Annotated in this window: 28 protein-coding genes; 17 read left to right on the top strand and 11 right to left on the bottom strand. The window is 30.8% G+C overall.

What is annotated here, in order from left to right; all coding sequences use genetic code 11:
- The first annotated feature begins 113 nt into the window (after window positions 1-113).
- The gene (gene fumC / locus DFQ02_RS04570) at window positions 114-1511 is read left to right on the top strand and encodes a class II fumarate hydratase (protein WP_116039815.1); all 1398 of its coding nucleotides are present in this window, start codon (window positions 114-116) and stop codon (window positions 1509-1511) included.
- A 147-nt stretch (window positions 1512-1658) separates the two neighbouring features.
- Here the strand turns inward: fumC and DFQ02_RS04565 are convergent, their stop codons facing one another.
- From DFQ02_RS04565 to DFQ02_RS04545, 5 genes are all read right to left on the bottom strand, one after another.
- Window positions 1659-2234 carry a Crp/Fnr family transcriptional regulator gene (locus DFQ02_RS04565; RefSeq protein WP_116039814.1) on the bottom strand — a complete coding sequence of 192 codons (576 nt, stop codon included), beginning with the start codon at window positions 2232-2234 and terminating at the stop codon, window positions 1659-1661.
- A 114-nt stretch (window positions 2235-2348) separates the two neighbouring features.
- Window positions 2349-3353 carry a glycosyltransferase family 9 protein gene (locus tag DFQ02_RS04560; protein WP_245940197.1) on the bottom strand — a complete coding sequence of 335 codons (1005 nt, stop codon included), beginning with the start codon at window positions 3351-3353 and terminating at the stop codon, window positions 2349-2351.
- Window positions 3354-3480: 127 nt separating this feature from the next.
- Window positions 3481-4782: an MFS transporter gene (locus DFQ02_RS04555; RefSeq protein WP_116039812.1), complete on the bottom strand. Its 1302-nt coding sequence runs from the start codon at window positions 4780-4782 to the stop codon at window positions 3481-3483.
- 6 nt (window positions 4783-4788) lie between these two features.
- Window positions 4789-5637: a DMT family transporter gene (locus DFQ02_RS04550; RefSeq protein WP_317124689.1), complete on the bottom strand. Its 849-nt coding sequence runs from the start codon at window positions 5635-5637 to the stop codon at window positions 4789-4791.
- Window positions 5638-5666: 29 nt separating this feature from the next.
- On the bottom strand, window positions 5667-7223 hold the full coding sequence (locus DFQ02_RS04545) for a DEAD/DEAH box helicase (protein ID WP_116039811.1): 1557 nt from the start codon (window positions 7221-7223) through the stop codon (window positions 5667-5669).
- A 423-nt stretch (window positions 7224-7646) separates the two neighbouring features.
- Here DFQ02_RS04545 and DFQ02_RS04540 point away from each other — a divergent pair, with 423 nt between their 5' ends.
- From DFQ02_RS04540 to DFQ02_RS04530, 3 genes are read left to right on the top strand one after another with little or no spacing between them, the layout of a single operon-like run.
- Window positions 7647-8417 carry an MlaE family ABC transporter permease gene (locus tag DFQ02_RS04540; protein WP_116039810.1) on the top strand — a complete coding sequence of 257 codons (771 nt, stop codon included), beginning with the start codon at window positions 7647-7649 and terminating at the stop codon, window positions 8415-8417.
- Between the two features lie 3 nt (window positions 8418-8420).
- Entirely contained in the window at window positions 8421-9176 is a 756-nt protein-coding gene (locus DFQ02_RS04535) for an ABC transporter ATP-binding protein (protein ID WP_116039809.1), read from the top strand.
- Between the two features lie 14 nt (window positions 9177-9190).
- Entirely contained in the window at window positions 9191-10180 is a 990-nt protein-coding gene (locus DFQ02_RS04530; protein ID WP_116039808.1) for an MlaD family protein, read from the top strand.
- Between the two features lie 30 nt (window positions 10181-10210).
- Here the strand turns inward: DFQ02_RS04530 and DFQ02_RS04525 are convergent, their stop codons facing one another.
- The 6 genes from DFQ02_RS04525 to DFQ02_RS04500 form a co-directional block, all read right to left on the bottom strand.
- Entirely contained in the window at window positions 10211-10660 is a 450-nt protein-coding gene (locus tag DFQ02_RS04525; RefSeq protein ID WP_116039807.1) for a pyridoxamine 5'-phosphate oxidase family protein, read from the bottom strand.
- A 136-nt stretch (window positions 10661-10796) separates the two neighbouring features.
- Entirely contained in the window at window positions 10797-12008 is a 1212-nt protein-coding gene (locus DFQ02_RS04520) for a metallophosphoesterase (protein ID WP_116040050.1), read from the bottom strand.
- Window positions 12009-12015: 7 nt separating this feature from the next.
- Window positions 12016-12612, bottom strand: coding sequence for a CDP-alcohol phosphatidyltransferase family protein (locus DFQ02_RS04515; RefSeq protein WP_116039806.1), 597 nt, complete (start codon window positions 12610-12612; stop codon window positions 12016-12018).
- Window positions 12613-12623: 11 nt separating this feature from the next.
- Window positions 12624-12914 (bottom strand): chaperone modulator CbpM, encoded by a 291-nt coding sequence (locus DFQ02_RS04510; RefSeq protein ID WP_116039805.1) that lies wholly within the window; start codon window positions 12912-12914, stop codon window positions 12624-12626.
- Window positions 12914-13798 (bottom strand): DnaJ C-terminal domain-containing protein, encoded by an 885-nt coding sequence (locus DFQ02_RS04505; protein ID WP_116039804.1) that lies wholly within the window; start codon window positions 13796-13798, stop codon window positions 12914-12916. Before DFQ02_RS04505 ends, DFQ02_RS04510 begins: the two co-directional genes overlap by 1 nt.
- A 139-nt stretch (window positions 13799-13937) precedes the next feature.
- Window positions 13938-14345: a hypothetical protein gene (locus tag DFQ02_RS04500; protein ID WP_116040049.1), complete on the bottom strand. Its 408-nt coding sequence runs from the start codon at window positions 14343-14345 to the stop codon at window positions 13938-13940.
- A 135-nt stretch (window positions 14346-14480) separates the two neighbouring features.
- On the opposite strand from DFQ02_RS04500, the gene DFQ02_RS04495 reads away from it, so the two are divergent.
- The 13 genes from DFQ02_RS04495 to DFQ02_RS04435 all read left to right on the top strand — a co-directional run bounded on the left by DFQ02_RS04495 (window position 14481) and on the right by DFQ02_RS04435 (window position 26176).
- Window positions 14481-16394 carry a PAS domain-containing sensor histidine kinase gene (locus tag DFQ02_RS04495; protein WP_116039803.1) on the top strand — a complete coding sequence of 638 codons (1914 nt, stop codon included), beginning with the start codon at window positions 14481-14483 and terminating at the stop codon, window positions 16392-16394.
- A gap of 14 nt (window positions 16395-16408) precedes the next feature.
- Entirely contained in the window at window positions 16409-17449 is a 1041-nt protein-coding gene (locus tag DFQ02_RS04490; protein ID WP_116039802.1) for a response regulator, read from the top strand.
- A gap of 83 nt (window positions 17450-17532) precedes the next feature.
- The gene (locus DFQ02_RS04485; protein WP_116039801.1) at window positions 17533-18375 is read left to right on the top strand and encodes a universal stress protein; all 843 of its coding nucleotides are present in this window, start codon (window positions 17533-17535) and stop codon (window positions 18373-18375) included.
- A gap of 10 nt (window positions 18376-18385) precedes the next feature.
- A complete protein-coding gene (locus DFQ02_RS04480; protein WP_116039800.1) occupies window positions 18386-18772 on the top strand; it encodes a hypothetical protein in 387 nt (128 codons plus the stop codon).
- 597 nt (window positions 18773-19369) lie between these two features.
- Complete coding sequence (locus DFQ02_RS04475) at window positions 19370-20209, top strand: universal stress protein (RefSeq protein WP_116040048.1); 840 nt, start codon at window positions 19370-19372, stop codon at window positions 20207-20209.
- 12 nt (window positions 20210-20221) lie between these two features.
- Complete coding sequence (locus tag DFQ02_RS04470; RefSeq protein ID WP_116039799.1) at window positions 20222-21052, top strand: universal stress protein; 831 nt, start codon at window positions 20222-20224, stop codon at window positions 21050-21052.
- Window positions 21053-21130: 78 nt separating this feature from the next.
- Entirely contained in the window at window positions 21131-21397 is a 267-nt protein-coding gene (locus DFQ02_RS04465; protein WP_116039798.1) for a hypothetical protein, read from the top strand.
- Between the two features lie 58 nt (window positions 21398-21455).
- Window positions 21456-22310 carry an ATP cone domain-containing protein gene (locus DFQ02_RS04460; protein ID WP_116040047.1) on the top strand — a complete coding sequence of 285 codons (855 nt, stop codon included), beginning with the start codon at window positions 21456-21458 and terminating at the stop codon, window positions 22308-22310.
- Window positions 22303-23676: an MBL fold metallo-hydrolase RNA specificity domain-containing protein gene (locus DFQ02_RS04455; protein WP_116039797.1), complete on the top strand. Its 1374-nt coding sequence runs from the start codon at window positions 22303-22305 to the stop codon at window positions 23674-23676. Before DFQ02_RS04460 ends, DFQ02_RS04455 begins: the two co-directional genes overlap by 8 nt.
- Window positions 23677-23864: 188 nt before the next feature.
- Window positions 23865-24359 carry an Hsp20/alpha crystallin family protein gene (locus tag DFQ02_RS04450; protein WP_116039796.1) on the top strand — a complete coding sequence of 165 codons (495 nt, stop codon included), beginning with the start codon at window positions 23865-23867 and terminating at the stop codon, window positions 24357-24359.
- Window positions 24360-24645: 286 nt separating this feature from the next.
- Window positions 24646-24861, top strand: coding sequence for a hypothetical protein (locus tag DFQ02_RS15050; protein WP_147297730.1), 216 nt, complete (start codon window positions 24646-24648; stop codon window positions 24859-24861).
- Window positions 24862-24873: 12 nt separating this feature from the next.
- Window positions 24874-25542: a hypothetical protein gene (locus DFQ02_RS04440; RefSeq protein WP_116039794.1), complete on the top strand. Its 669-nt coding sequence runs from the start codon at window positions 24874-24876 to the stop codon at window positions 25540-25542.
- A complete protein-coding gene (locus DFQ02_RS04435) occupies window positions 25523-26176 on the top strand; it encodes a hypothetical protein (protein WP_116039793.1) in 654 nt (217 codons plus the stop codon). The genes DFQ02_RS04440 and DFQ02_RS04435 overlap by 20 nt, the downstream gene beginning before the upstream one ends.
- The last annotated feature ends 105 nt before the right edge of the window (window positions 26177-26281 follow it).

Below are 26281 nucleotides of genomic sequence, written 5' to 3'. Positions count from 1 at the left end.
AGTTTTCCACTACACGAGCTTCATGAAAGGATAGCTGAAAAACTAACAAAAATCTTATCAATAACCACTTAAAAAAAGGTAACTTTGTGCTTCATTATTAATAATAAATTACAATGAGTTTCAGAATAGAAAAAGATACGATGGGTGAGGTAAAAGTTCCTGCCGACAAACTTTGGGGAGCCCAAACAGAGAGATCTAGAAATAACTTTAAAATTGGACATTCAGCATCAATGCCTTTGGAAGTAATTTATGGTTTTGCTTACTTAAAAAAAGCTGCTGCATTCACCAATTGTGAGTTAGGAGTATTACCTATTGAAAAGCGCGATTTAATAGCTCAGGTTTGTGATGAGATTCTGGAAGGAAAACATGACGACCAATTTCCGTTGGTTATTTGGCAAACGGGCTCTGGTACTCAAAGCAACATGAATGTTAACGAAGTTATAGCTAACAGAGCACATCAATTGGCTGGCAAAGTTATTGGTGAGGGCGAAAAAACCATCCAGCCTAATGATGATGTTAATAAATCACAATCGTCTAATGATACTTTCCCTACTGGAATGCATATTGCAGCTTATAAGAAAATTGTAGAAGTTACCATTCCGGGAGTTAGACAGTTAAGAGATACATTAAAGAAAAAATCTGAAGCTTTTAAAGATGTTGTAAAAATAGGTAGAACCCACTTAATGGATGCTACGCCATTAACCTTAGGACAAGAGATTTCGGGGTATGTAGCGCAGTTAGACCACGGGATTAAGGCCCTTGAAAATACGTTACCACATTTAAGTGAATTAGCTTTGGGAGGAACTGCTGTTGGTACGGGGCTAAATACTCCCAAAGGTTATGACAAACGCGTGGCAGAGTACATAGCCAAATTTACCAACTTACCATTTATAACAGCACCCAATAAATTTGAAGCTTTAGCTGCTCATGATGCTTTGGTTGAAACTCATGGAGCATTGAAACAATTGGCTGTTTCTTTAAATAAAATAGCCAATGATATTAGAATGATGGCCTCTGGCCCTAGAAGCGGTATTGGTGAAATAATAATTCCTGCCAATGAACCGGGAAGTTCTATCATGCCAGGTAAAGTGAACCCTACCCAGTGTGAAGCCATGACTATGGTATGTGCTCAAGTTATTGGTAACGATGTTACCGTTTCTGTTGGTGGCACACAAGGGCATTATGAATTGAATGTATTTAAGCCTGTTATGGCAGCTAATGTATTACAATCTGCACAACTAATTGGTGATGCCTGTGTAAGTTTTGATGTTAATTGTGCTATAGGAATAGAACCCAATTATACTATTATTAAAGAATTACTTAATAATTCACTAATGCTAGTTACAGCTTTAAACACAAAAATTGGCTATTACAAAGCCGCTGAAATTGCAAATACCGCTCACAAAAATGGTACTACTTTAAAGGAGGAAGCTATTAACCTAGGGTATGTTACTGCCGAAGAATATGACGATTGGGTAAGACCCGAAGACATGGTTGGCAGTATGAAATAAAAAAACAGTAATAATATAAAAAAGAAAAAACAGGTAAATATTTACCTGTTTTTTTGGTTGGTTAGCTATCAATCCTTTATATTTCGTAATTGCGAAAGGAAATCATTCAAATATATTATTTAACATTTTGTTAACTATTAACAAATGTTAACTTTCGTCTATTTTTTTTCTAATTCTACTTAATTGTACGGCTGTTATCCCTAAATAAGAAGCAATATGATACTGTGGAATTAACTCATCTACATTTGGTGTTTGCTCTCTTAAGGCTAAATATCTGTCTTTGGCATCAAGCGATATGAGTTCTACAAGGCGACTTTCATACTTCATATATACCCCTTCCAAAACTTTAGAATAAAGGGTATTTATTGAATCGTCAATTTTACAAAGTCCTCTGAATTTATAATAGTCAATTTCATAAATTTTACAATCTGATATAGTTTCAAAAACAAATATTGATGGTTTTTTTCTAATTAAGGCTGTTAGGGAAGCAAAGAAACATGTTGGCAGGTAAAAACTTTTATTAAATTCTTTACCAGACTCAGTAGTTAAATAACATCTTACAATTCCAGACACTAGCATGTATATTTTTGACGGAACGTCGCCCAATCCTACCAATTCTGTACCTGCTGGAACTCTTCTAAAACTTGTTATGGCCTCTAATTCTGTAAAAGTGCCCTCTGAAACACTAATAAAAGAATTTAAAAAAGCTAAGTTTGGATTCATTCATTTACAAATATGAATTCTAAAATAAGATTTATTATGACGTCCGTCAAACTAATTTCCATTATTTATCAGTAATTGTTATTAAATTCCATCAAAAAAATGTGAAAAATTCAACTAGCTTAAAATACCTTTAATACTTTTAAACCAATCATCTATATTGGTATTATTGGTATTTAGAGCCAAACTACCGTTTCCATAAGACCCATAAACCTCTTCTTTTGTTACTGAAAAAAAGCCAACGGTAGGCACTAACGATGCACTGGCTAAATGCATAACGCCATTATCAGCGGCTATAAAAATAGCTGTATTACTAAGCACGCCTCCCATTTCCCTTATATCTTTACTATAGAAATTTGGAGCTTTAAAATTAATTTTTGAAATGTTTTCTATGGGTAACATTTCTATAATATTATAATCTGGAAACTCTTTTAATAACCTTTGATAAAATGTTTCCCACCACGTTTCAGAATAGCACTTATCTCCTGTGGCATTGGTATAAATACAAATGGTCTTTTTATTATTCTTCACTAAATCATCAAGAATCTTTTTACCAGCAGCTATTTCATTTTTATTTAATTTAATATCTAGAAGAGGTAAAGCTATACCGTTGAAGTCATAACCCACCTTTTTTAAATAATAACGCAAATTATAGATAGGATATTTAGAAATATGTTTGTAATCATCATACTCATTTTTAACAACTTCGATTGATTCTCCAAAAATTTTGAATTTGGCTTTAGCCATTTTAGTTAACAGCCTACCAGAAGAAGAATTCTTATCCCCATTTATAACTAAATCATAAGACTTACCCTTTATGGACAACCAACTTTTAGCATATCTAAACAAATTATCAAAAGGCTTTCTAGGTAGCTTTATAATTTTGTCTACCCTATCATAATTTTGAAAAACAGGATGTGCTACTCCACCCTTTACAAACAAATCTACTTGACAACTGGGAAACGTGTTTAAGACCTCCTGCACAAGTGGCGTGAGTAATAATTGATTACCTAAACGATGATTAGGGCGAATAATTAAAACGTTTTTTACTTCTTCTTTTTTTAGATCTCCCTTTTTAGGCTCTACAGAAACACTACCAATATTTTTGGTTAGCCCTTTCATTAATTTTCTCCTAAAACTATTTATGCGCGATTTAAAGGTCATGTTTCTAATAATCTAATATTTAAAGCATCTAAAAGTACAAATATCGTGGGTTAATCAAAGTAAAAAACACTCTAAATACCACCTTTTATTGTGGGTTCTTTACCTTAAAAAATCCAATAAAAAGAACAGTTAAAAACATCATATTAATTAAACTTATAAATTCATAAGTTCCTAAACTACTATAGGAATAACTGAATATTGTAGGTGCTATGGCACTAGCAACAACTAAAAAACTCATGACTTTACCCGTTATGGCACCCAAATGTTTTCTTCCAAAATATTTTGGCCATGTTACGGCATTTACCACGGCAAACAAACCTCCTAAAACCCCACAGCCTAGTATTAAAAGGTACACCCCTATCATTTCTGACAAAAACAACAACCCAAATGACGCTAAAAACCCACTAATAATCATGAGTAAGATATATATTCTGTGCTTAATGTAATCACTTAAAATATTACATAGCGTTGAAACTATAATGGCGATTATTGAAATGGGTACAAAAACAGCTATAGCTTGAGATTTTGGAAACCCTTGACTTTCAAAAATTGAAACCACATGAAACGTAAAACCCGTTATAAAAAAACTATTAAAGGCTAAAATGAAACCTATAATCCAAAAAGCTCTTGTTTTTTTAGCTTCAGTAAGCGTAAAATCTCTTTTAACCGAAATTTTGTTTGAGTCTTGTTTATTAGCAGAAAAACCATCGGGTATTAAATTAAAATCCTCTGGTTTATCTCTGTAAAACTGCATTATAAAAATGCTAAAAGTAAGCAAACAAAGTGCCAGTATTTGCCAGCTTTTTTCCCAACCATAATTATCTATTAAATAACTGAAAACTATAGGGGAAATTGAAAAACCAAGAGACACCGCTATGCTACTTATAGAGTTTACTTTACCCCTATTTTTATCAAACCAAAGCATAATCATGTTTCTTGATGCCATAGTAATCACGCCTTGTCCACTAAATCGAATTAAAAAAAATAACATGGTCATAACCGTAAACGGTACAAACCAAGACTGGATATTAAATAGCAAGGAAAAAGTTTCACTTATATTAACTGAAAATGAACATAAGATAAGTGAAAACCCAAGTAATAATGCCGCAAAAAAAGCCACAAAACGAGAACCATATATATCAAACCACTTTCCAGCACTTCCTATTAGTAATGAGCTGGATAATGTTCCAATCATATAAGCATTACTAAATTGATTTCTGGTAAGCCCCAAAGCGTCTTTTACAGGGTCTGTAAATACAGAAACTCCCACGGTTTGACCTGGTATACTAGCTAGAACCCCTATGGTTCCAAAAAAGAGAATAACATATCCATAGAATACAGGAGATTTTTTAGGTTCTATAAACGAATACTTGTTTGCTCTATCCATATACTTCTAACTTCTTAATTTTTCCCTAAACTGGGTATTCAAGACTAATCCTAAAATGATTAATGAAATACCCAACAAACTCCAGAATGTATAAACTTCAGCAAAAACAAGGATTCCAAGAAGTAAAGTGAAAATGGTTTCCATATATTTAAGTGGTGCTATTTGACTTGTAGATGATACCGTTTGAAAAGCTTTGGTCATATATACTTGTCCAAAATACCCAAAAACACCTAAACCAAGTAATAATGACCATTCAACACCAATAGGGTTTACCCAACTACCAATTGATAAAAAACCTCCAGCCAAAGTGGATACTGCCATGAAATAATTGACCACTACAACCGGATGCTCGCTCTTTCCTATCTTACTTAGAACAACATAAACTAAGCCGCTAAATATGGCTGAAATTAATATAAGCATGAGCCCATAGCTATTAAGTTCCATATCAAAGCCTTTTAAGATAACAACACCACTAAAGGCCATTAAAAAGAAGAGCCATTGCATGGGTTTCACCGTTTCTTTTAAAAATAAAATAGCAAAAATAGCTGCAAAAATAGGTGCTAAATATCGTAATGAAACTGCGGTTCCTATAGGTAAATACTTAGTAGACATAAAAAAGAGTGTCATTGAGGTAACACCTACCAATCCTCTTAAAACTAAAATCTTTTTGTTATTTCCCAAAATAGGAATACGATTTCTGAGAAGAAATACCATGGTGAAAGCCAAGGTAGAAACAGATCTAAAAAACACTATTTGATAAGCGCTAAAATGGACTAAATACTTTACAATACTGTTCATACAAGCAAAAGACAATGTACTAATGAGCATAAATTTTAAAGCCTTTTTAATATCCAATAGCTTTAGTTTTAAATAGGTATAAATTATTAGTCTTCAGGTGGGTATCCGTGAATGCTTTCAAAAACCTTATCAAAGTTTACACGAATATATGAATTAAGCTTTTTTCTATACTCACCTTTTAACCACTCTACAAAATTATAGGTGCTTTTACTAATACACTTGGTATAACGGTTGATTCTAAAATCTATATCATCACCTAATTTTCTAGCCAAAGTTAAAGCATCATAAACGTCTTCACTATTTTCAATACAAATATGACCGTGTTGTGCAATGGAACGTTCCAGTACTACTTTAGAGGACTCGCCTGCTCTTATAGAATCTACATAGGTTTTTTGAATATCAAAATGAACATCATCAGAATTAGCAAATTCTTCCCTGAGGTCATCTGGCATTTCGTACCTAAAGTTACTTTCTAATTCTTCATCACTTAACAAGGAATCTAAATAGTAATTAGGCGATTTAAAAATACGTTGCCAATCTAAATTATCTCCCCAAGGTCCAAAACGATGAAAGTTATTTCCTAAATCAATGACTTGGAATGTTTTTTTATTTTCTAACACCCTAGAACCTCTACCTATCATTTGGTAGTATAAGGTAAGTGATTTGGTAGCTCTATTTAAAATAATACTTTCAACGGTGGGTTCATCAAAACCTGTTGTTAAAATACTAACTGATGTTAAAATAGCATCTGGTGTGTTTTTAAACCACTTTAAAATTTTAGCTCGTTCTCTTTTAGAGTTTGTATTATCTAAATGTGCAATGGGGTAACCTGCTCTTCTAAAAGTATCATAAACATGTAAAGATGTATTAATACCATTATTAAAGATTAATGTTTTTTTACCTTTTGATCGCTCTTCATAAGCCCTTAAAAGCTTGGTAAGCATATTATCATCGGTATATAAATCTTCTGAAGACTTAACCGTATAATCACCATTAGCTCCAACAACCAAAGAGGTTAAGCCTACATTATAGCTAAACATTTCAGCTCTTGCTAAAAACCCATTTTCAATTAAAGATTCAATGCTTTCACCTACAATTAACTCGTCATAATTATCTGTCATTGGCAGTTCTATGCTGGAGCTTAAAGGTGTTGCTGTAACACCTAAAACAAAAGACTGACTAAAAAATTTAAATAGTTTTGTAAATGAATTGTAATGAGCTTCATCAATAATCACCAAACCAATATCAGATATATCAAGCTTATCGTCATGTAACCTGTTATTTAAGGTTTCTACCATCGCCACAAAACAGCTGTATTGGGCTTGATCACTCAAATCTGCTTTACTATCAACCACTTTATTCACCACACCAAACTCCGTAAGCATTCTAGATGTTTGTTTACACAACTCAATACGGTGTGTCATCACTAAAACTTTTTTCTGATGATTTTTAAGGTATTGTCTAACTATTTCAGAAAAAATTACTGTTTTACCTCCTCCTGTTGGCAATTGATATAGTAAGTGGTAATCTGAAGGCGATTCATCAAAACTTTTGAAAATTTTATCGATAGCGCCTTTTTGATAGCTGTAAAGATCTTTACCGGTTTTTCTTTCTTCTAATTCGATTTGAGATATAACGGACATGCAAATAATTTTGACCAAGCAAAAATAACATCTTTAAAAGGTTTTTGACGAAAGAATACCTTAAAAATATTAATGAAGTTTTAAACTATTCATAAACTTGAAAGTTAAGAACAGAAAATATCCCTTTATTGATCTATTTGTTTTATTCATTAGTTTCTTGCAATTCAAATATTTAAGGTATTGATATTTAAGTAAGGACAAACACCTACATAACAACTAAATATAATGACATGACTAGTATTTATAAATCTTTTTGTGAGTATCACAGACATAACTCTCACAGAATCAAAAGCCGATTTATTACTGATATATTCAACTTTACAAAACACATTAAATGTAATTAACTTAATGTTCCAATATGATATTTATCATTCAGTATCTGCCATTTAATATCTAAATTTAGTAGATTGGAGATTACATGTTATGTCAAAATCAAGTCTTATAAAGTCTTTTTTTATAGAAATAGGTGAGCTTACATATTTTGCTCTTCGGTTCTTCAGAGAACTAATCTCAAAACCTTTTGAGCTCAAAGCACTCATTAAACAGTGTTTCGCTATAGGCTACAAATCGCTATTATTAGTTAGTATAACTGGTTTTATTATCGGCTTAGTTATTACACTACAAACTCGCCCTACGCTAGAAGAATTTGGTGCAGAGTCATGGATGCCTTCAATGGTAAGTATTTCTATAATCAGAGAAATTGGTCCCGTTATAATAGCGTTAACATTTGCAGGTAGAATTGCTTCTGGAATAGGTGCTGAATTAGGCTCTATGCGAGTTACAGAGCAAATAGATGCTATGGAAGTTTCTGGAACAAATCCTTTTAAATTTTTAGTTGTTACTAGGGTTTTAGCTGCCACGCTTACCTTACCTATTTTAGTAATCTTTGGAGATGCTATTGCCTTATATGGTTCATATTTAATAGAAAATATAAAAGGAGATGTGTCTTTTCAATTATACTTTAACAAAGTTTTTAATTCCATAGCCTTTGGCGATATCATTCCTGCTACCATTAAAACTTTTTTCTTTGGATTTGCCATTGGTCTTGTGGGTTGTTATAAAGGCTATTATTGTGATAAAGGTACCGTTGGTGTTGGTGATGCGGCCAATTCTGCTGTGGTTTTTTCATCAATGCTGCTTTTTGTTTTAGATTTTATAGCAGTGTTTGTGACAGATTTATTTTTTGAAACTTAAGAGATGACCAACACTGGAAACATACAAAAGAAGTCGATATTAAAAATTAAAGATTTACGAAAAAGCTTTGGTGATAATCATGTTTTGAACGGATTTAATTTAGAGCTTTTTGAAGGCGAAAATCTTGTAATTATGGGTAAATCGGGATCTGGAAAGTCTGTTATGATAAAATGTTTGGTAGGATTGATGGAGCCCGACTCTGGAAGCATCCATGTTTTGGGAAAAAACTTATTAAACCTCAACCAATTAGAATTAGATGCGCTACGCATCAATATAGGCTTCTTATTTCAAGGTAGCGCCTTATATGATTCTATGACAGTTAGAGAAAACCTTGAATTTCCATTGCGTAGACACAAAAATAAGTTTGGCAATTTAAAAGATACTACACCTCTTGTGGAAGAAACATTGAAAAGTGTTGGATTGTTAAAAGCAATCGATTTAATGCCTTCAGAACTTTCGGGAGGCATGAAACGTAGAATAGCCTTAGCTAGAACACTCATATTAAAACCTAAAATTATTTTGTATGACGAACCTACAAGTGGTTTAGACCCAATAACATCAAAAGAAATTATTGAACTCATGAGACGTGTTCAAAAACAATATAATACCTCATCCTTAATAATAACGCACGATGTAGATTGTGCACGGGTCATATCTGAACGCATGATTCTACTTGTAGATGGTGTAAACTATGCTGAAGGCACTTTTAAAGAACTAGAAGCTTATAAAGATGAAAAAGTAAGAGCGTTTTTTAAATAATTAAAACTACAGTCATGAAAAATACAACCGATGAAAAATTAAAATTAGGTGTCTTTGTTATTGTTGGACTACTTCTTTTTATTGCTGCTATTTACTTAATAGGACAACGTAAAAATATGTTCACTAAAACTTTTACAATAAGTGCCAATTTTAACAATGTAAACGGACTTTTACAGGGCAATAATGTTAGATATTCAGGGATAAATGTTGGTACAGTTAAAAGAATCAACATGATCAACGATTCAACTATTAACGTAATAATGATCATAGACGAAAAAATGGTAACACATATTAAGAAAGATGCTATTGCTACTATAGGGACCGATGGATTGGTAGGAAACATGCTCGTTAATATTACACCAGGTAATGGTAATGCTACTGTCATTTCTAAAGGGGACACTATCAAATCATATTCTAAAATTGGTACAGACGACATGCTTAATACGCTGAATGTAACCAACGAAAATGCAGCCCTTTTAACAGCAAAACTACTAGATATTGCAAACTCAATAACTAACGGAAATGGCACTATAGGTATGCTAATAAATGATTCTATTACAGCTAAAAATATTCAGAAAACCATAAACAATTTGAAACTAACAAGTATAGAAGCCAATAGAACTATGGGAGAAATAAATGAACTTGTGAATGCTTTAAATATAGATGAAAGTATTGCGGGAGTGTTATTAAAAGACACCTTAGAAACTCAAAAAGTTAAACAGGTTATTAACAATCTCGAAGTCTCAAGTAAAAATATTAATGAGGTAGTCATCAATTTAAACGAAACCTTGTTAAATATAAAAGATGGAGATGGTGCAATGAACTATTTGGCTAATGACCCCGAATTTGTTAAAAATCTAGATAAAGCCATAAAAAACATCAATAACGGAGCAGATAAATTTAACAAAAACATGGAGGCCTTGAAACATAATTTTTTGACCCGAGGATACTTTAGAAAATTAGAAAGAAAGCAAAAACGAGAAGCTAAAACAAATATGGAATAATTAGAATGTAATTATTAACCATTGTATTACCTAGTACTCTCTGCTTTTCCCAGTTATATCCATTACTTTTATGGTGTATACTATGGGTATTCCTGAGGTTACTTTACTAGAAAAATCACTTATCAAATCTGGATATTTATTACTTTCCTTAAAAATCATTTTTTTTACTCCCAAAACAAACTTATGCAATTGTTGCTTAGCATATGCTCCTTGAAGTTGTTGAAATTTACCCTGTACCATTACTGACTCCCATTTATTTACATTATCTATTTCGGTTACACAAAAAGACACCAAATCATTTGAACGCATTGCATCTATCTTGTGACCTTCTCCTGAATAGCTAATTATATAATCTCCTTCCTCGGAATAATAATAAGTGATTGGAACAACATAAGGTTTGCCTTTGCTTATATATGACAAGTAGCCAATATAATTGTTCTTTAGAATACAAGAACTTTCAAATTTATTTAAATCTTTCATTTAATTATATAGTTTCGTTTTTTCAGAATAACAGCATCATAACTCAACAGAAAACTAAGATTTTGTTGAATTAGTAAGATGAAACTAACTTATTTTTAAAACTAGAACAATGATAAAAGTCAGTTGTTCAATTTGTTTAAACAATTAGTTCTAAACAAGTAATTTCTGGACGCATACCCAATCTACCCGGGAAACCTAACCACCCCAACCCCCTATTCACATACAAGAATTGCTTGTTTTTTTCATATAAACCAGCCCAATATTTATACTTGTATTTTATAGGGCTCCATTTCAAGTTCTTAAACTCAAAACCAAGCTGCATACCATGTGTATGACCAGAAAGCGTAAGGGAAATATTTGTTTCTTTAACAACAACTTCTTTCCAAAAAGTAGGGTCGTGAGATAATAGAATTTTAAAAGGGGTATCCTTACAGTTTTTCAAGGCAACAGCAATATCGCCATATTGCTTAAAGGGTGGTTTTCCCCAATTCTCAACACCTACAATAGCTATTTCATCACAATTTCTCCTAATAGTATCGGAGTCATTAAGGAGAAGTGAAAAACCTATATCTTTATAGAATTGGGTAATTTTATTAAAGTTTTCAATCTTCTCTTGGTCAGTGTTCCAATTGGAATAATCTCCATAATCATGATTTCCTAAAACCGCATATTTTCCACTTTTTGCTTTTAGTTTATTAAAAATATTTTCCCAACCAACAAGTTCCCAAGCATAGTTATTTACCAAATCTCCTGTAAAAAAGATTAAATCTGGATAAAGATTATTAATGAGTTTAATTGCAGCATTTAAGATCTTATATCGGTAATTGAAACTTCCTAAATGTAAATCTGATATATGAACTATTTTCAAACCATTGAACACTTTTGGTAGGGTATTAAAACGTATTTTATGATGATGTATTTTAAATCGATGTACTGCTTTAAAAATAGCATACAATACAGCTAAAAATGGCACTACACCAGATAGCAAACCAATTAGGGGTATGACAAAAACAGATGTCTGTTCTGAAAACACATAGTTAGTAAAAAACAATATGGATATTACTACCACAAAAATAATTTTGGGAATAAATGAGGCTACAGTAAGACCGTATAGCGACGATATAAACACATGCTTTCGTATTGGAGAAATATCATCTAAAGTTACTTTAAGTATTAAAATAGCTGATACTAGTCCTAGGGCAAAAACCCAGAATAAAATATGTATTAGTACTTTAAAAAATGAAGGCAATAATTTAGTAATAGATTGTAGCCAGTAAAAAGCCAAAATATCTACACCTAAAATCAATAAACATAAAAGTAATATGGCAAATATTGAGTAGCTGCGCATATTATAATTATTTGGAATTATCATTCTTTAACCTACGTTTATCACGCAAAGCCCAATAAACACCTTTAACATCAGACACCCAATTATCATACATAAAAATGAGTGTTATTTCTTCAAAAGTTTCCAGTAGTCCAACAACTATCATGACATAGAATAATATATACTCAGGAGAAAAAAACAAAGACCATAAGATAAAAAGACTTTGTAGTAATGCTGAAAGCTTAGCCAAATATGTATGAAAAGCGGTGGCTTTACCATATTTAAAATAGGCTAAAAACATTTGTAAAATATAAGGTACAAAAGCAATTATTATTAAAACAAGATTTGTTTTTATGAATTGTGTTTCAAAATAGAATAACCCTATTAAACCTACGGTCAGTGTTATTTGATCCCCCATAGAATCAAGCTGAGATCCTCTTGGGCTTGTAATTTTTAATTTTCTAGCTAAATAACCATCAAGAGCATCTGTAACATAACTTACCAATAAAAACCAGGTAAAAACCAATTGTAAGTCAAACCAGATAAGTACCAACAAAAATGGAGCAGCCAATATACGGTAAAATGAAAACCAATCTGCTATGTTAAAGTTTTTAAACGTGAGCATTTTATAATATATTACTCATAACGGTTTAACTTGTTTTTGAGAGACTTAATTTCTTCTTGTAAATCCTCTACTTGTTTCAATAAATTATATATAACATCTACGCCTTCTAAATTAATATTTAGGTCAAAATGTAAACGCATTAGTTTCTCAACTTTTTTTATTTGTGCTACATGAATAAAAAAATCTTCTTGCCTAACAATGACTTCAATGAGTTGATATTCCTGTAATTTTTCTATGAACGAATTTGGAACATTATAACGCTTACAAAGCAACTGTACTGATATTAAATCTTGCTCTTTCATTATTTTCTTATATTTTGTAACGCCTTTATTAACTCCTTTTCTTGAGTGGTTAAGTTGGTAGGTATCTTAATATAGTAAGTAACATAAAGGTCTCCAAATTGTCCTTCTTTTCTATATTTAGGAAAACCCTTGCCCTTCAACTTGACTTTAGTTCTATTTTGAGTTTCTGGTTTTATGTTAAGTTTAACTTTACCGTTAAATGTATCAATGGTAATCTCTCCTCCTAGTAGAGCTATATATAAATCTAAATCTACATCAACATAAAGATTGTTTTTATCTCTTTTAAAATTGGTATGGTTTGAAATTGAAAACTGGATATACAAATCACCATTTGGACCTCCATTTACACCTTTGCCACCATGGCCCTTAATTTTAATTATTTGTCCGTTTTCTACACCAGCAGGTATAGTAATACGTATATTTTTATTGTTTACTGTTAGTGTACGTTTATGAGTTGTATAAACATCTTGAAGGCTTAGTTGTAATTCTGCATTATAGTCTTGTCCTCTAAATTTTACTTGTCCTCCTCTGGCTCTTGAAGATGTACCTCCAAACATATGTTCAAAAAAATCTGAAAAATCCTCTTCTGAATACCCATCAGAACTAGTATAACTGCCTTTGCTTTGCTCTTGCTGTTTGGCCTTCTCAAATTCTTCAGCATGTTGCCAGTGTTCTCCATATTGATCATATTTCTTCCTGTTTTCAGGATGACTCAATACTTCATTAGCTTCATTAATTTCTTTGAATTTTTTTTCGGCTACCGTATCATTTGGATTTAAATCTGGATGGTATTTTCGTGCCAATTTCCGGTAGGCCTTTTTAATGTCTGCCTCAGTGGCAGTTTTTGACACACCTAGTATTTTATAATAGTCTATAAATGACATTTCAATAATTATTTAAAAAAGGGTTATAAACCAAGTAATCTCTTGTTTTTCAAATCAATTTTTGATGTAATAACAATTAATAGGTCAAGTAAATATTACCTTCAATGGAGCATTTTATATAAGAAAACTTAGTCTTAACCTATTTCTTTAATTCTATACTTAAATTGGCTAGCATCATTAGTTCTGATTTATTTATACCTGCAAATGCGTTGGCAATTGTATTACCTGTTTTAAGAATGAGACTATTTACCTCTTCAGTAAATAAATGAGGCTGTTCATTTTTGTAATTTATAAAGGCATCATAGCAAGCTTGAGCATTTAAGTTTTCTTCATTATTCAGCCAATCAAAAACAATTTCTATTTGATAAGCGGCATCTGAATGATACTCATCTTCTGTAGAATCTAAAGGTAACCACTGTTCTCTAACTAACTCCTTAAGCTTATTAAATTCTACTTTTCTTACCTGCTTGTCAGCGGCGGCTATGGCATAGAATAACCTGCCAAGACTTTGATAGAACTTGAGTGTCATCCTTTTTTGAGTTTTCATGTCTACAAAATTTAGTTTTAATAAAACTAGACACTTATTAGCTTTTTTCATATGACAAAAATCAGTCAAATCCAAATGAACAATTCGTAACTTTATAAATAATAATTTGTAATTATTAGAAAAACATAGTGTATCATGTTCAATCAGGATCAAGAGATATTTAATATTTTATTGGAGGCCGTTTTTGAAGGTGTTATTATTGTTGATAATCAACAAAAAATCATGGAGGTTAATCTGGCTGCTGAAAACATTTTCGGATATTCTAAAAATGAGTTGATTGATAAAAAACTAAGTTTACTTCTTCCGGCAGATTATCGTAAAAAACACACTACTTTTTTCAACATTTTTTTAAAAAGGGGGACTCGCAGAAAAATGGGAGAAACCAAAAATATTTATGGCTTAAAAAAAGATGGCGCTATTTTTCCAATGGATATTGAATTGAATCCATTTTCAATATACAACAAAACCTATGTAATGGCTTTGATTAGGGATATTTCTGAAAGAAAAAAGATTGAAGAAAGCCTAATGCTTAGAACCAAAGCATTGCAATCTGCTAGAAATGGTATAATAATAACTGATGCCTTAAAAGACGATAACCCTGTGGTATTTTTCAATTCAGCCTTTCAAGATCTTACCGGATATTCTAATACAGAAATACTCAATCACAATTGCCGATTTTTGCAAGGTAAAGATAGAGACCAAGCACCACTTAAAAAACTAAGAGAAGCTATTAAAAAAGGTGAAAGCTGTCAGGCAACACTTCGTAATTATAAAAAAGATGGCACTATGTTTTGGAATGATCTTTATGTTTTTCCAATAACGAATACAAAGGGTATTGTAACAAATTTCATAGGTATACAAAACGATGTTACCCAACGTAAACAGGTAGAAGAAGAACGACATCATCTAGCCACTATTTTTGATGAATCTTTAAACGAAATTTATGTATTTGATGTTGAAACATTAAAGTTTATAAATGCTAATTACGGAGCTAAAAAGAACATAGGCTTTAGTTTAGATGAATTGCAAGTAATGACCCCTTTAGAAATTACTACTAAAAGCAATGTGTCTAATTTAAAAGAATCTATTAACACCTTATTAAATAGAAATATGGATAAAATTGAGTTTGAAACAGTACATCAACGTAAAGATGGCTCAACCTATCCTGTGGAGGTTCATTTACAAATTTCAGACTTAGGAGAAAAAAAAGTATTTGTTGCTATTGTTTTAGATATAACGGATAGGAAAAATTACACCACCAAACTTGAAAACGAAGTAGAGATAAGAACACAACAATTAGAAATTGCTTTAAGTAAAGAGAAAGAGCTAAATGAATTAAAATCTAAATTCCTATCTCTAGTATCTCATGAATTCAAAACACCTTTAAGTGGCATATTAACTTCTACACAACTCTTAAGTAAATACCAATTGTCCGAACATCAAGAAAAAAGAAATAAGCACATAAATATAATTACTGACAAAGTACATTTTTTAAATAATATTTTAAATGACTTTTTATCTATTGAAAAATTAGAATCTGGTAAGGTAAATTACAAGTATTCCCATTTTAAATTAAGTAAGGTTGTTAATGAGGTCGTTTATGATTACAATATGTTATTAAAAGAAGGACAAAAAATAAATTATCCAGAGGATATTGATGACATATCGGTTTACCAAGATGAAAAGATTATTCAGTTAATTTTTTCTAACCTATTACACAATGCCATTAAATATTCACCTGAAGAAAGCTGTATAGATTTAAACATTAAACAGCATGATGGGTTTACAACTTTAAAAATAACAGACAAAGGTATTGGTATTCCTGAAAAAGATCAAGCAAGAATATTCCAAAGATACTTTAGAGCTGATAATGTCATGAACACTCAAGGAACTGGCATAGGATTAAATATTGTAAAAAACCATTTAGAAAATTTGGGAGGCACTATAAAATTTGAAAGTGAAGAAAATATTGGTTCTACGTTCAAAATTAGCTTTCCAAATAATGCTGAACAAATCCATATGGAATACAACCTTGAAGGCACAAACTAATAAAATTCAAACTCATGAAAACAATTTTATTAATAGAAGATGATGTTGTTTTAAGAGAAAATACGGCCGAACTTTTAGAACTGAATAACTATAAAGTCTTAACTGCATCAAATGGTAAAACGGGGGTAACATTTGCAAAAAAACACCAGCCAGACATTATTGTATGCGATATTATGATGCCAGAACTTGACGGCTACGGCGTTCTAAAAAAACTCTATAAAAGTAATTTAACAAAGTATATCCCTTTCATATTCTTGTCTGCCAAAACAGAGCACGAAGATATTAGAAAAGGCATGAATTTGGGAGCCGATGACTACATTACAAAACCATTCTCTGAAGATGATCTCATAAGTGCTATTGAAAGTCGTTTGGCAAAAGTGTCTATTCTAAAAGAAAGGGATAAACAACCCAAAGAAGATGATGAAAAAATAAAAACACTTAACGATTTAAAGATTTTTTTTGATGATTATGGAGACGAATTTGCTTTTAACAAAGAAGAAATTATATATCGTGAAGGAGACCACTCTAACTATATTTACTTAATAAGCAAAGGGGCAGTAAAATGTTATCAAATAAACGAATTAGGCAAAGAACTTGTTACAGCCTTATATAAAGAAGATGATTTATTTGGATACAATTATTTCACACAAAACTCACCTCATAGAGAAACGGCCTCCGCAATTGAGGACACCAAATTAGTTGGGATTTCTATTTTAGAGTTTAAGAAAATCCTCGATGAAAACCACAAAGTGGCTATTGAGCTTATTGAATTACTGGCTGATAATCTGTCTACTGTAAAGAAAGAACTCATTCAAATGGCTTATAGCTCTGTCAACAAGAAAACGGCAGCTACCATTTTGAAATTTGCTGAAAAAATGAACCGCAATCCAGATAAACTCATTAAAATATCAAGAAATGATTTAGCTAGTGTTGCTGGTATATCTCCCGAAACATTTATTAGAACTTTATCAATTTTTAAAAAAGAAGGCATCATTAAAGCAGATGGCAGAAACATTAAAGTAATTGATATTGAAAAGCTTAAAAAAATCTGTTAGCTAGCTTAATGAGCTTAAAATGACCGATATCATTTCCTTTTAAGTGTCTACTAAATATATTAGTGTAAGTAAAATACTAGCAGATGAAAAATTTACTACTTCCTACAGATTTTTCAGAAAACTCTTGGAATGCAATTAAATATGCTATTAATTTTTTTGGAGACGAAATATGTAATTTTTATTTACTACATATAAATAGGTTTGATAACTTCACGACTGATAACTCTCATTTTATTGCTGAAGAGGATACTATAAATGACGTCCACACCTTAACAGGTAAATTAGAGTTACGCAAGGTGTTAAAACGTATTACAAAACAATTTACTGCAAATAATAAGCATAAGTTTTATACTATTTCAGATTACGGATTTTTTATTGAATCTATTCGAAACCATGTAGAAGAAAAAAAAATAGATTGTATTGTGATGGGTACCAAAGGTGCCTCTGGACTAAGAAAAGTTATAGTGGGAAGTAATACAGGAAGTGTTATAACAAAAGTAAAATGTACTATTCTGGCAGTTCCTGAGCTTGCTAATTTTTCAGGAATTAAAGAAATTGCTTTCCCTACAGATTTTTCATTAACATATGATATTAGCATTTTAGAACCCATAACTGAAATTTTAGAAAAACACCCATCATCATTAAGAATTCTCCATATCTCTAAGAATGGAGTGAATTTAAATAGAGAACAAAATAGAAATAGGGATTTATTAGAGGATTATTTTGCACATTTTAGTCATAGTTTCCACTATTTAACCAATAAAAAAGTTGAGGATGCCATACAATGTTTTGTTGAAAGTAGAAATACAGACATGATTTGTATGGTAGCAAAAAACCTTAACTACTTTCAACAAATTCTATTTCATTCTAAAGTAGAACAAATAAGTTATAATACAGAAACACCTTTTTTGGTGTTACATGAATAATTAAAACACTATGGATATATCAATTTTTTTAGCAAAATTCTGGGGTTGGTATTTACTCATTTTCTTCATGATACTAAGTTTCAACCCAAAGCGCATTAAACAAATCTTTAATGATCTTCATGATGAGAAATTTTTAATTATCTCTGCATTTGTAGCTATTATTGTAGGCTTAATAAATATTTTATTCCATAATGTCTGGGAACCAAACTGGAAACTTTTAATCACAGTTATTGGTTGGTCATCGCTGTTTATTGGCTTATCACTATTTATGTTTCCAAAACGTGCAGTACCAGCCTTACAAATCATGAATATTAAACTAGTGCAAGTTATTTATACTCTACTGTTATTTACAGGTCTATTTTTATTAAATATTGCTTATGAAATTATTCCATCATAAATTTCATTAAAACTGAGGAATATCATTTATTATTAATATTTTCAAGCATATATTAGTACAATAAGTAAAAAGTTCTATTACGTATTGAAAAAGCCTAAGTGTTATTTTAAACAATAACACAAAGTAAGGTGTTTGATGCTATTGTTTAAAATGAAAACATCAGCATAGTTTTTAGTTAAAAAGTTTATGTTGAAGAAAACCGAAAGTTGAACAATGACATTGATTACCTTATAAAAACAGTTTTTGGATTTCAAAATACTAAAGACTGTTTTAGAAATATCTAAATCTATTAGATATCCAAAGATTTAATATAACTATTGAAAATATTAATGATTAGAAAAGGATGTTTAAAAGAATTAAATATTTCAATAAAGGAAACAGGAAGTTCTATCTTCCTGTTTCTGTTTATTTAATGGCTATTAATTATTTCACAACTTGTATTGTGATTGAAAAAGGGAGTTTTTTTATAAATACTCCCTTTTTTAATTTATTATAAACAAAACCTTAACCCCTCCTCATAGCTTAGATTCTATCTGATATATATCATTGTGTATGTGTTTTGAGGTACCTAACTTTGGTAATAAAGCATTAGTAACCATGAAAAAAATACTTTTACCTACCGATTTTTCAAGCAATTCCTGGAATGCCATAAGCTACGCTATGCAACTTTTTAAAGATGTAACTTGTAAATTCTATCTACTACACACTTATACACCAATGATATATCACACAGAGTTTGTTTTAGGCAATCCAACTCAATATGGTTTGGGTGACGCTGTAATGGAAAGAGCGCTTAAAAAGTTTGACCAATTAAAAGAACGAATTGATTTAAACTACAATAACCCTAAGCATGCCATAGAGGTTAAAGCTGTTTTTAACACACTAGTTTCAGAAATAAAGGATATGGTTAAAGAGAAAAATATAGATTATGTAGTTATGGGCACTAAAGGGGCTTCTGGGATTGAAGAAATTTTGTTTGGCTCTAATACTGTTCATGTTTTTAAAAATGTTAAGTGCCCCATTTTAGCAATACCTGAAAATTATGTATTTGAATCACCCCAGGAAGTTTTATTTCCTACAGATTATGAGATTGAATTCGATGATACTCACATGAAACCTATCATTGATATTCTTTCACTTTACGAAACTAGAATTAATGTTTTAAATGTGTCTTACGGCTATGATCTCTCTGAAAAACAAAATATAAATAAAAATAAACTAGAGGCATACCTTAATCGTGTATCATATTTATTCCACAGTGTGAGTAATCAAACGGTTCCTCAGGCCATTAGTGATTTTCAATTAAAAGCACATATCAATCTATTGGTTATGATTAATAATAAACACTCCTTTTTTGAAAATTTATTTTTTAAATCTACAATTAATCAAATAGGTTTCCACTTAAATATTCCCTTCTTAGTGATTCCTGCTCAATAAAAACCAAACAATATGAAAAGAAATATTTTACTACCTACAGATTTCTCAGATAATGCTTGGAGTGCTGCAGTTTATGCCCTGAAGCTTTATGCTGATGTAGAATGCACATTTTACTTTCTAAACTCACAAGTAATAAAGATTTCTGTAATATCAAACCTTTCTAATAAACTATTGGAAACAATGAAAAAGGAATCTTTAAAAGAGTTAAAAGCACTTAAGGAATTATCCGAAACAAGTAATGCTAACGCAAATCATGAATTTGAAACAATATTGAGCACACTAGATTTAACAACTGCAATTAAAAAAGCTATTAAAGATTTAAATATTGATATGATTGTTATGGGTACTAAAGGCAGCACAGCTTCAAAAGAGTTCTTCTTTGGAAGCAATACGGTGCATGTTATTAAAAGTAATCCGTTTTGTCCTTTATTAGTAGTTCCTGATGAATTTGATTTTGTAAAACCTCATCAAGTTGCATTCCCCACAGATTTTAATAGGCTTTATGCAGATAAAGAATTAAACACATTAAAAGAATTGGTTGAACTGTATAATTCTAAAATTAGGGTTCTTCATATTGAAGAAAAAGAATATATAGATGATAATCAAGAACGCAATTTATCTGTTTTAGATAAATTCTTATCTAATTATGAGCACTCATATCATTGGATGCCAAATTATGCAAATAAAACAACTGAGATTAATGATTTCATTGAGGAATTGAACATTGATATTCTAGCCATGGTAAACTATAAAAAAAGTATTATTGAAAAGTTTACCAAAGAGCCAATAATAAAAAAGTTAGGATTTCATCCAACCATACCTTTTTTAGTTATTCCTGCATAGGTACCGCTAATACCTAAACAGATAGACAATGGTTGTTTGAATGATGCTTTTTTCAAGTAAATTAAGATATAGATAATAATGAAACGCAAAATAGATGTTGTACAAGACAGTAAGTATCTAGAACGAGAGAAACATCAATTAAAGGACTATTTTAAAGATTTAGCAATGAAAGTTAAAGATGCTAAGGCTATCGTTCTTTTTAGACCTGCCGAAACTGGATTAAAATTTCATAAGGAATTATCAAATAATTACAAAGATTTGGAATCTAAAGTCATAGATCTAATAAAGGTAGATAGTATGACTAATAATCAAGTAATTGCTTGGGTAAAAACCTACTTTGATTAAACAATCCTTTGCTTTACCAAAATCACTAAGTGCTGCTGCTTCACAAAGTATATCTAAAATGGAAACTAATACAATTGATATTATAAAAACATCTGGTACAAAAGTTAAGTTTTCATTAAATAAGTTAAGAACTTCACTAAACCGAACCGGAGCAGATTCTCAAACAATTGATGAAATAATCAATAAGGTAAGAGACGAATTATATCATGGTATTTCTACTAATGAAATTTACAACAGAGCTTACGCCTTACTTAAAAGAAAGAAAAGTTATCTAGCCTCAAAATACAAATTAAAAAAAGCAATCTATGAATTGGGGCCAACAGGTTTTCCTTTTGAACGTTTTGTAAGTTCTATTTTAGAGTTTTCAGGATATAGAACAGAAGTAGGTAAGATATTGCAAGGTCAATGTGTAACTCACGAAGTAGATATATTAGCTCATAAAAATAATGAAACTACCATTGTTGAATGTAAATTTCACAATGAAGAAGGACTTAATTGTAATGTAAAAATCCCTCTTTATATTAATTCACGTTATAAAGATGTACAAGTACATTGGAACAGGAATTTCAAAAATACTTCTAAGCTTACCAAAGGATGGGTAGTAACTAATACACGGTTCACAGAAGATGCCATACAATATGGTAGTTGTGCTAACCTGTACTTACTCAGTTGGGATTATCCAAAAAATGACGGCTTAAAAGACCGTATAGATCGTTTAGCACTCTACCCTATTACGGTTTCTACACTATTAACGAAAAGAGAAAAACAATTTCTAATAAACCGAGACATAATACTATGTAGAGAACTAATTGGAGATGTTTTCTATCTCGATCATCTAGGAATTTCAGAAATACGAAAAGAGAAGATTATGAATGAAATAGTTATGCTTTGTGAAAGTCAAAATCATGAATAAAAATATAAACATACACTTTTTAGGGGGCGCTGGTGTAGTTACTGGTTCTAAATTCTTATTAGAAACTTCAGAAAAAAACATCTTGATAGATTGCGGCATGTTTCAGGGTTTAAAAGAATTACGAGATCTTAACTGGAATAATATCCCTTTTGATGTTCAAACCATTGATGTAGTTTTATTAACTCACGGGCATCTAGATCATGTTGGTTATTTACCAAGATTAGTAAAACAAGGCTTTAGAGGTGAAATTATTGGTACGGCACCCACTTTGGCTATAGCAGAAATCATTCTAAAAGACAGTGCAAAAATACACGCAGAACATACTGAAAAAGCAAACAAAGAAAAATATTCAAAGCACCATCCTGCATTACCATTTTTCACTGAAGAAGACGTTGAAAAAACAATAACACTATTTAATGTTGAAATGATTGATAAATGGGTTAGGTTGTCTAAGAATATTTCCTACCGTTTTCAATACAACGGACATATTATAGGAGCTACTTTTGTAGAACTAGATATAAACAGTAAACGTTTTGTTTTTTCAGGAGATATTGGAAGACCTAATGATTATTTGTTAGAAGACCCCAAGAAACCAGAATGGGCAGATTTTTTATTTTTAGAAAGTACTTATGGCAATAAACTACACCCTAAGGAAAATATTGAAAACACACTTACTGAACTTGTAAATGAAGTCATTTTAAAAAAAGGAAATCTAATTATTCCAAGCTTTGCAGTAGAACGTTTACAAACTTTAATGTTTATTCTATGGAGACTTTATCAAAAAAACAAAATACCTAACATCCCTATTTTTATAGATAGTCCAATGGGCAATAACGTCTTAGAAGTCTTTAATCGCTTTCCAAAGTGGCATAAATTATCAACTCAAGATTATAATGCCATGTGCTATCACATAAACATTATTCAATCTTACAGAGAAACTTGGGAAACTATAGATGATAAAAGATCAAAAATTATAATTGCTGGAAGTGGAATGGTTACTGGCGGACGCGTTCTTACGTATTTACAACAAATCATAGACAACCCTACAACAACGGTTTTATTGGTAGGTTATCAAGCTGAAGGAACCAGAGGGAGACAATTACAAGAAGGTGCTCATGAAATTCGATTCTTTGGAAAATATTATCCTGTAAAGGCAAACATTAGAACTATAGAAAGTCTATCGGCTCACGCTGATCAAAACGAAATAATTGATTGGATGAAGCTTATTAAAAACATCCCTGAAACCGTTTATTTAACACATGGAGAGCCTTCTGCTTTGGATGCCCTTAGACTTAAAATAAAACATGTTTATAAATGGAACTGTACTATCCCGAAGCTGTTACAAATTGACAAAGTAATGATATAGAATTATCATTTAGTAATAGATTAATTTATATCAGGCTTTTAAACTTCAAAAGTTATTTAAAAAATACTCCATCCTATCTCAGCTATCAAACAATTCCTTTATTTTCAGACTGATATATATCATTGCATAAACCCATTTCTATAAATACATTAGGGCTAGAATCAAGTTTAATCTAAACAATTAATATCATGACAACATTATTAAAACAAAGAAGAAAAAATAGGTTGTCGCCCTTTAGAGACCTATTAATTTCACCTTGGGATAACAGAATTTTTGATAAAAACTGGGGTAATATTTCAAGGTTTGGTGACATTTTTAATGGTGATTTCTTAGAAGAAGATAGCTTAATGCCCGCAATGAATGTTAAAGAAAATGAAAAAGATTTTGAAGTTGAGTTTGCGGTACCCAGCTACAATAAAGATGATTTTGAAATAACCATAGAAGACGATGTGCTTCATGTAAGCGGAAAAAAAGAAATTGAAGAGGAGGAAAAAGAAGATGATTTTACCCGTAAAGAATTTAGTTATAAATCCTTTAGAAAATCATTATTACTGCCTCCATCAATTGATTTTGACCAAAATATTAAAGCCACCTATGAAAACGGTATTTTAAAAATAAATCTTTTGAAAAAGGAAGAAACCAATGTAAAAGAACCTCCTAAAAAAGTAATAGAAGTTCTTTAGAATGTATCGGGCAGGAAGAGTAAAACTTTCTGCCTTTTTTAACTTTAAAATTTATATCATGAAAACAATACAAACCAATCACAAATACCTTGTATGGTTGAGTCCAGAAGTAATGCATAATGATTCAAAAAAATAGTTATCTGAATTAGAATTTGCTAGAGATGAGCAATTGTTTTTTAATGATTTAATAAAAACATACACCTTACAACTCACAGATTCAAAACATTTTAACAAAAGTAAAGTCATTATAAATAACCTAAGTAAGCTTCAAAAAGTAACAGACAAATTGATAGAAATCATAAAAATACACGCCAGAGATCTTAAAATAATGGTTGATGGTATGGACCAATTACCAGAGGAGCGCGCTTATAAGAAAGCACATGAAAAATATGCTTATAAAGTGAGTACGTTTTTTAAAAATTACAGATTACAAAAATCACAACTCTTTAATCACATTAAGGATATTTTAAAAGAAACAAAACAAAAGCGCTTATTAAAATAAAACGCTAAGGCCATGAGATACCTATGTTTACTATTTATCAGTTCACTTGTAATAAGTTGTTTTTCAACAGAATTGATTGAAAATTGGAAAAACCCAGATATTGAAACCTATAGCCCTAGTAAAGTTTTAATTTTAGGTATAACTCCAAATATTGAAGCAAGAGTACAATTTGAAAAACAATTACGAGATGAACTTACAATAAGAGATATAGAAGCGGTAATGAGTATTGATTATTTATCACCTACCTTTACATCGTATAAGAAAACTGAAGAAGAACTCAAATCTCTTGAAGACAGCCTTATATATAATGGATTTGATACCATTATTTTATCTAAAGTCATTGGTATTGAAGATAAGATTGACTATAGAGAAGATTTTAATGATTATGAAAATAGTTATATAAAGTTCAAGGAAGACTATTTACGGTATCAAGATGCATATTACAATCCAGACTATTATAACGAATACACAATATATCATACCGAAACCTCTATGTATTGCATTTGTCCTTCTAAAAATAGAGAGCTTATATGGAAAGGGTATATAGATATTACGGACCCAAATTCAATGAACGAAACCATAAATGAGTATGTGAGGTTAGTAATTATTGTTTTAGAAGAACAGCAGCTCATTTACTCAAACATTTTAGAAAACAAACCTGATGAAGACGCTATTAATTAACATTTTATTAATTGCCCTTTTTTGGGGATGTTCTACCGTTAAAATGATTAGTAGTTGGAAAAATCTAGAGTTTACAGAATATAAACCTCATAAAGTATTAGTAATTGGTGTAACACCTAACCACGACTCTAGAAAAGTATTTGAATTTCAACTTGTTACTGAATTGAATAATAGAGGAATTAACGCATTACAGAGTTATGTAGTTTTTGAATCTTTATTTCAAGACACCAATCATACTGAAAAAGATATTGAATCAGAAGTGAATAAATTAATCGCTTACAATTATGATAGCGTTTTGGTTTCACTAGTTAAAGGTGTAGATAATAATTTATCATATGGATTTGAATCTGCAAAAACCCATTATCATTTAAAACGTTTTTTTCTCTATTACTTGCTTTATCAGGATAGGTATTTTGAGCAAAACGATAACAGAAATTATAAAGTTTATAGTATTGAAACTTCAATATATAACCTAAAATCGAATAGTGACAAATCTTTAATTTGGCATGCTTCATTTGACCTTATAGACCCAAACAACTCAAAAAAAACTATAAAATTATATAATCAAAAACTTATCAAAGCTCTGGAGAAAGCAAAAATAATTCCAAAAAGGTCTAACCAAGAGTTGCTTTAGAGAATTCCTTTCTAGATTAGAAACCTTAAATTGATGTTAAAATTTACATTGATGTTGTAACGAATCTTGAAATTTATACTCTAACTGAATTAACATCGTGTTATG

The organism is Seonamhaeicola aphaedonensis, from assembly GCF_003386195.1.
In the GTDB taxonomy this organism is placed as follows: domain Bacteria; phylum Bacteroidota; class Bacteroidia; order Flavobacteriales; family Flavobacteriaceae; genus Seonamhaeicola; species Seonamhaeicola aphaedonensis.
This window is presented reverse-complemented; position numbering and strand designations above follow the sequence as displayed.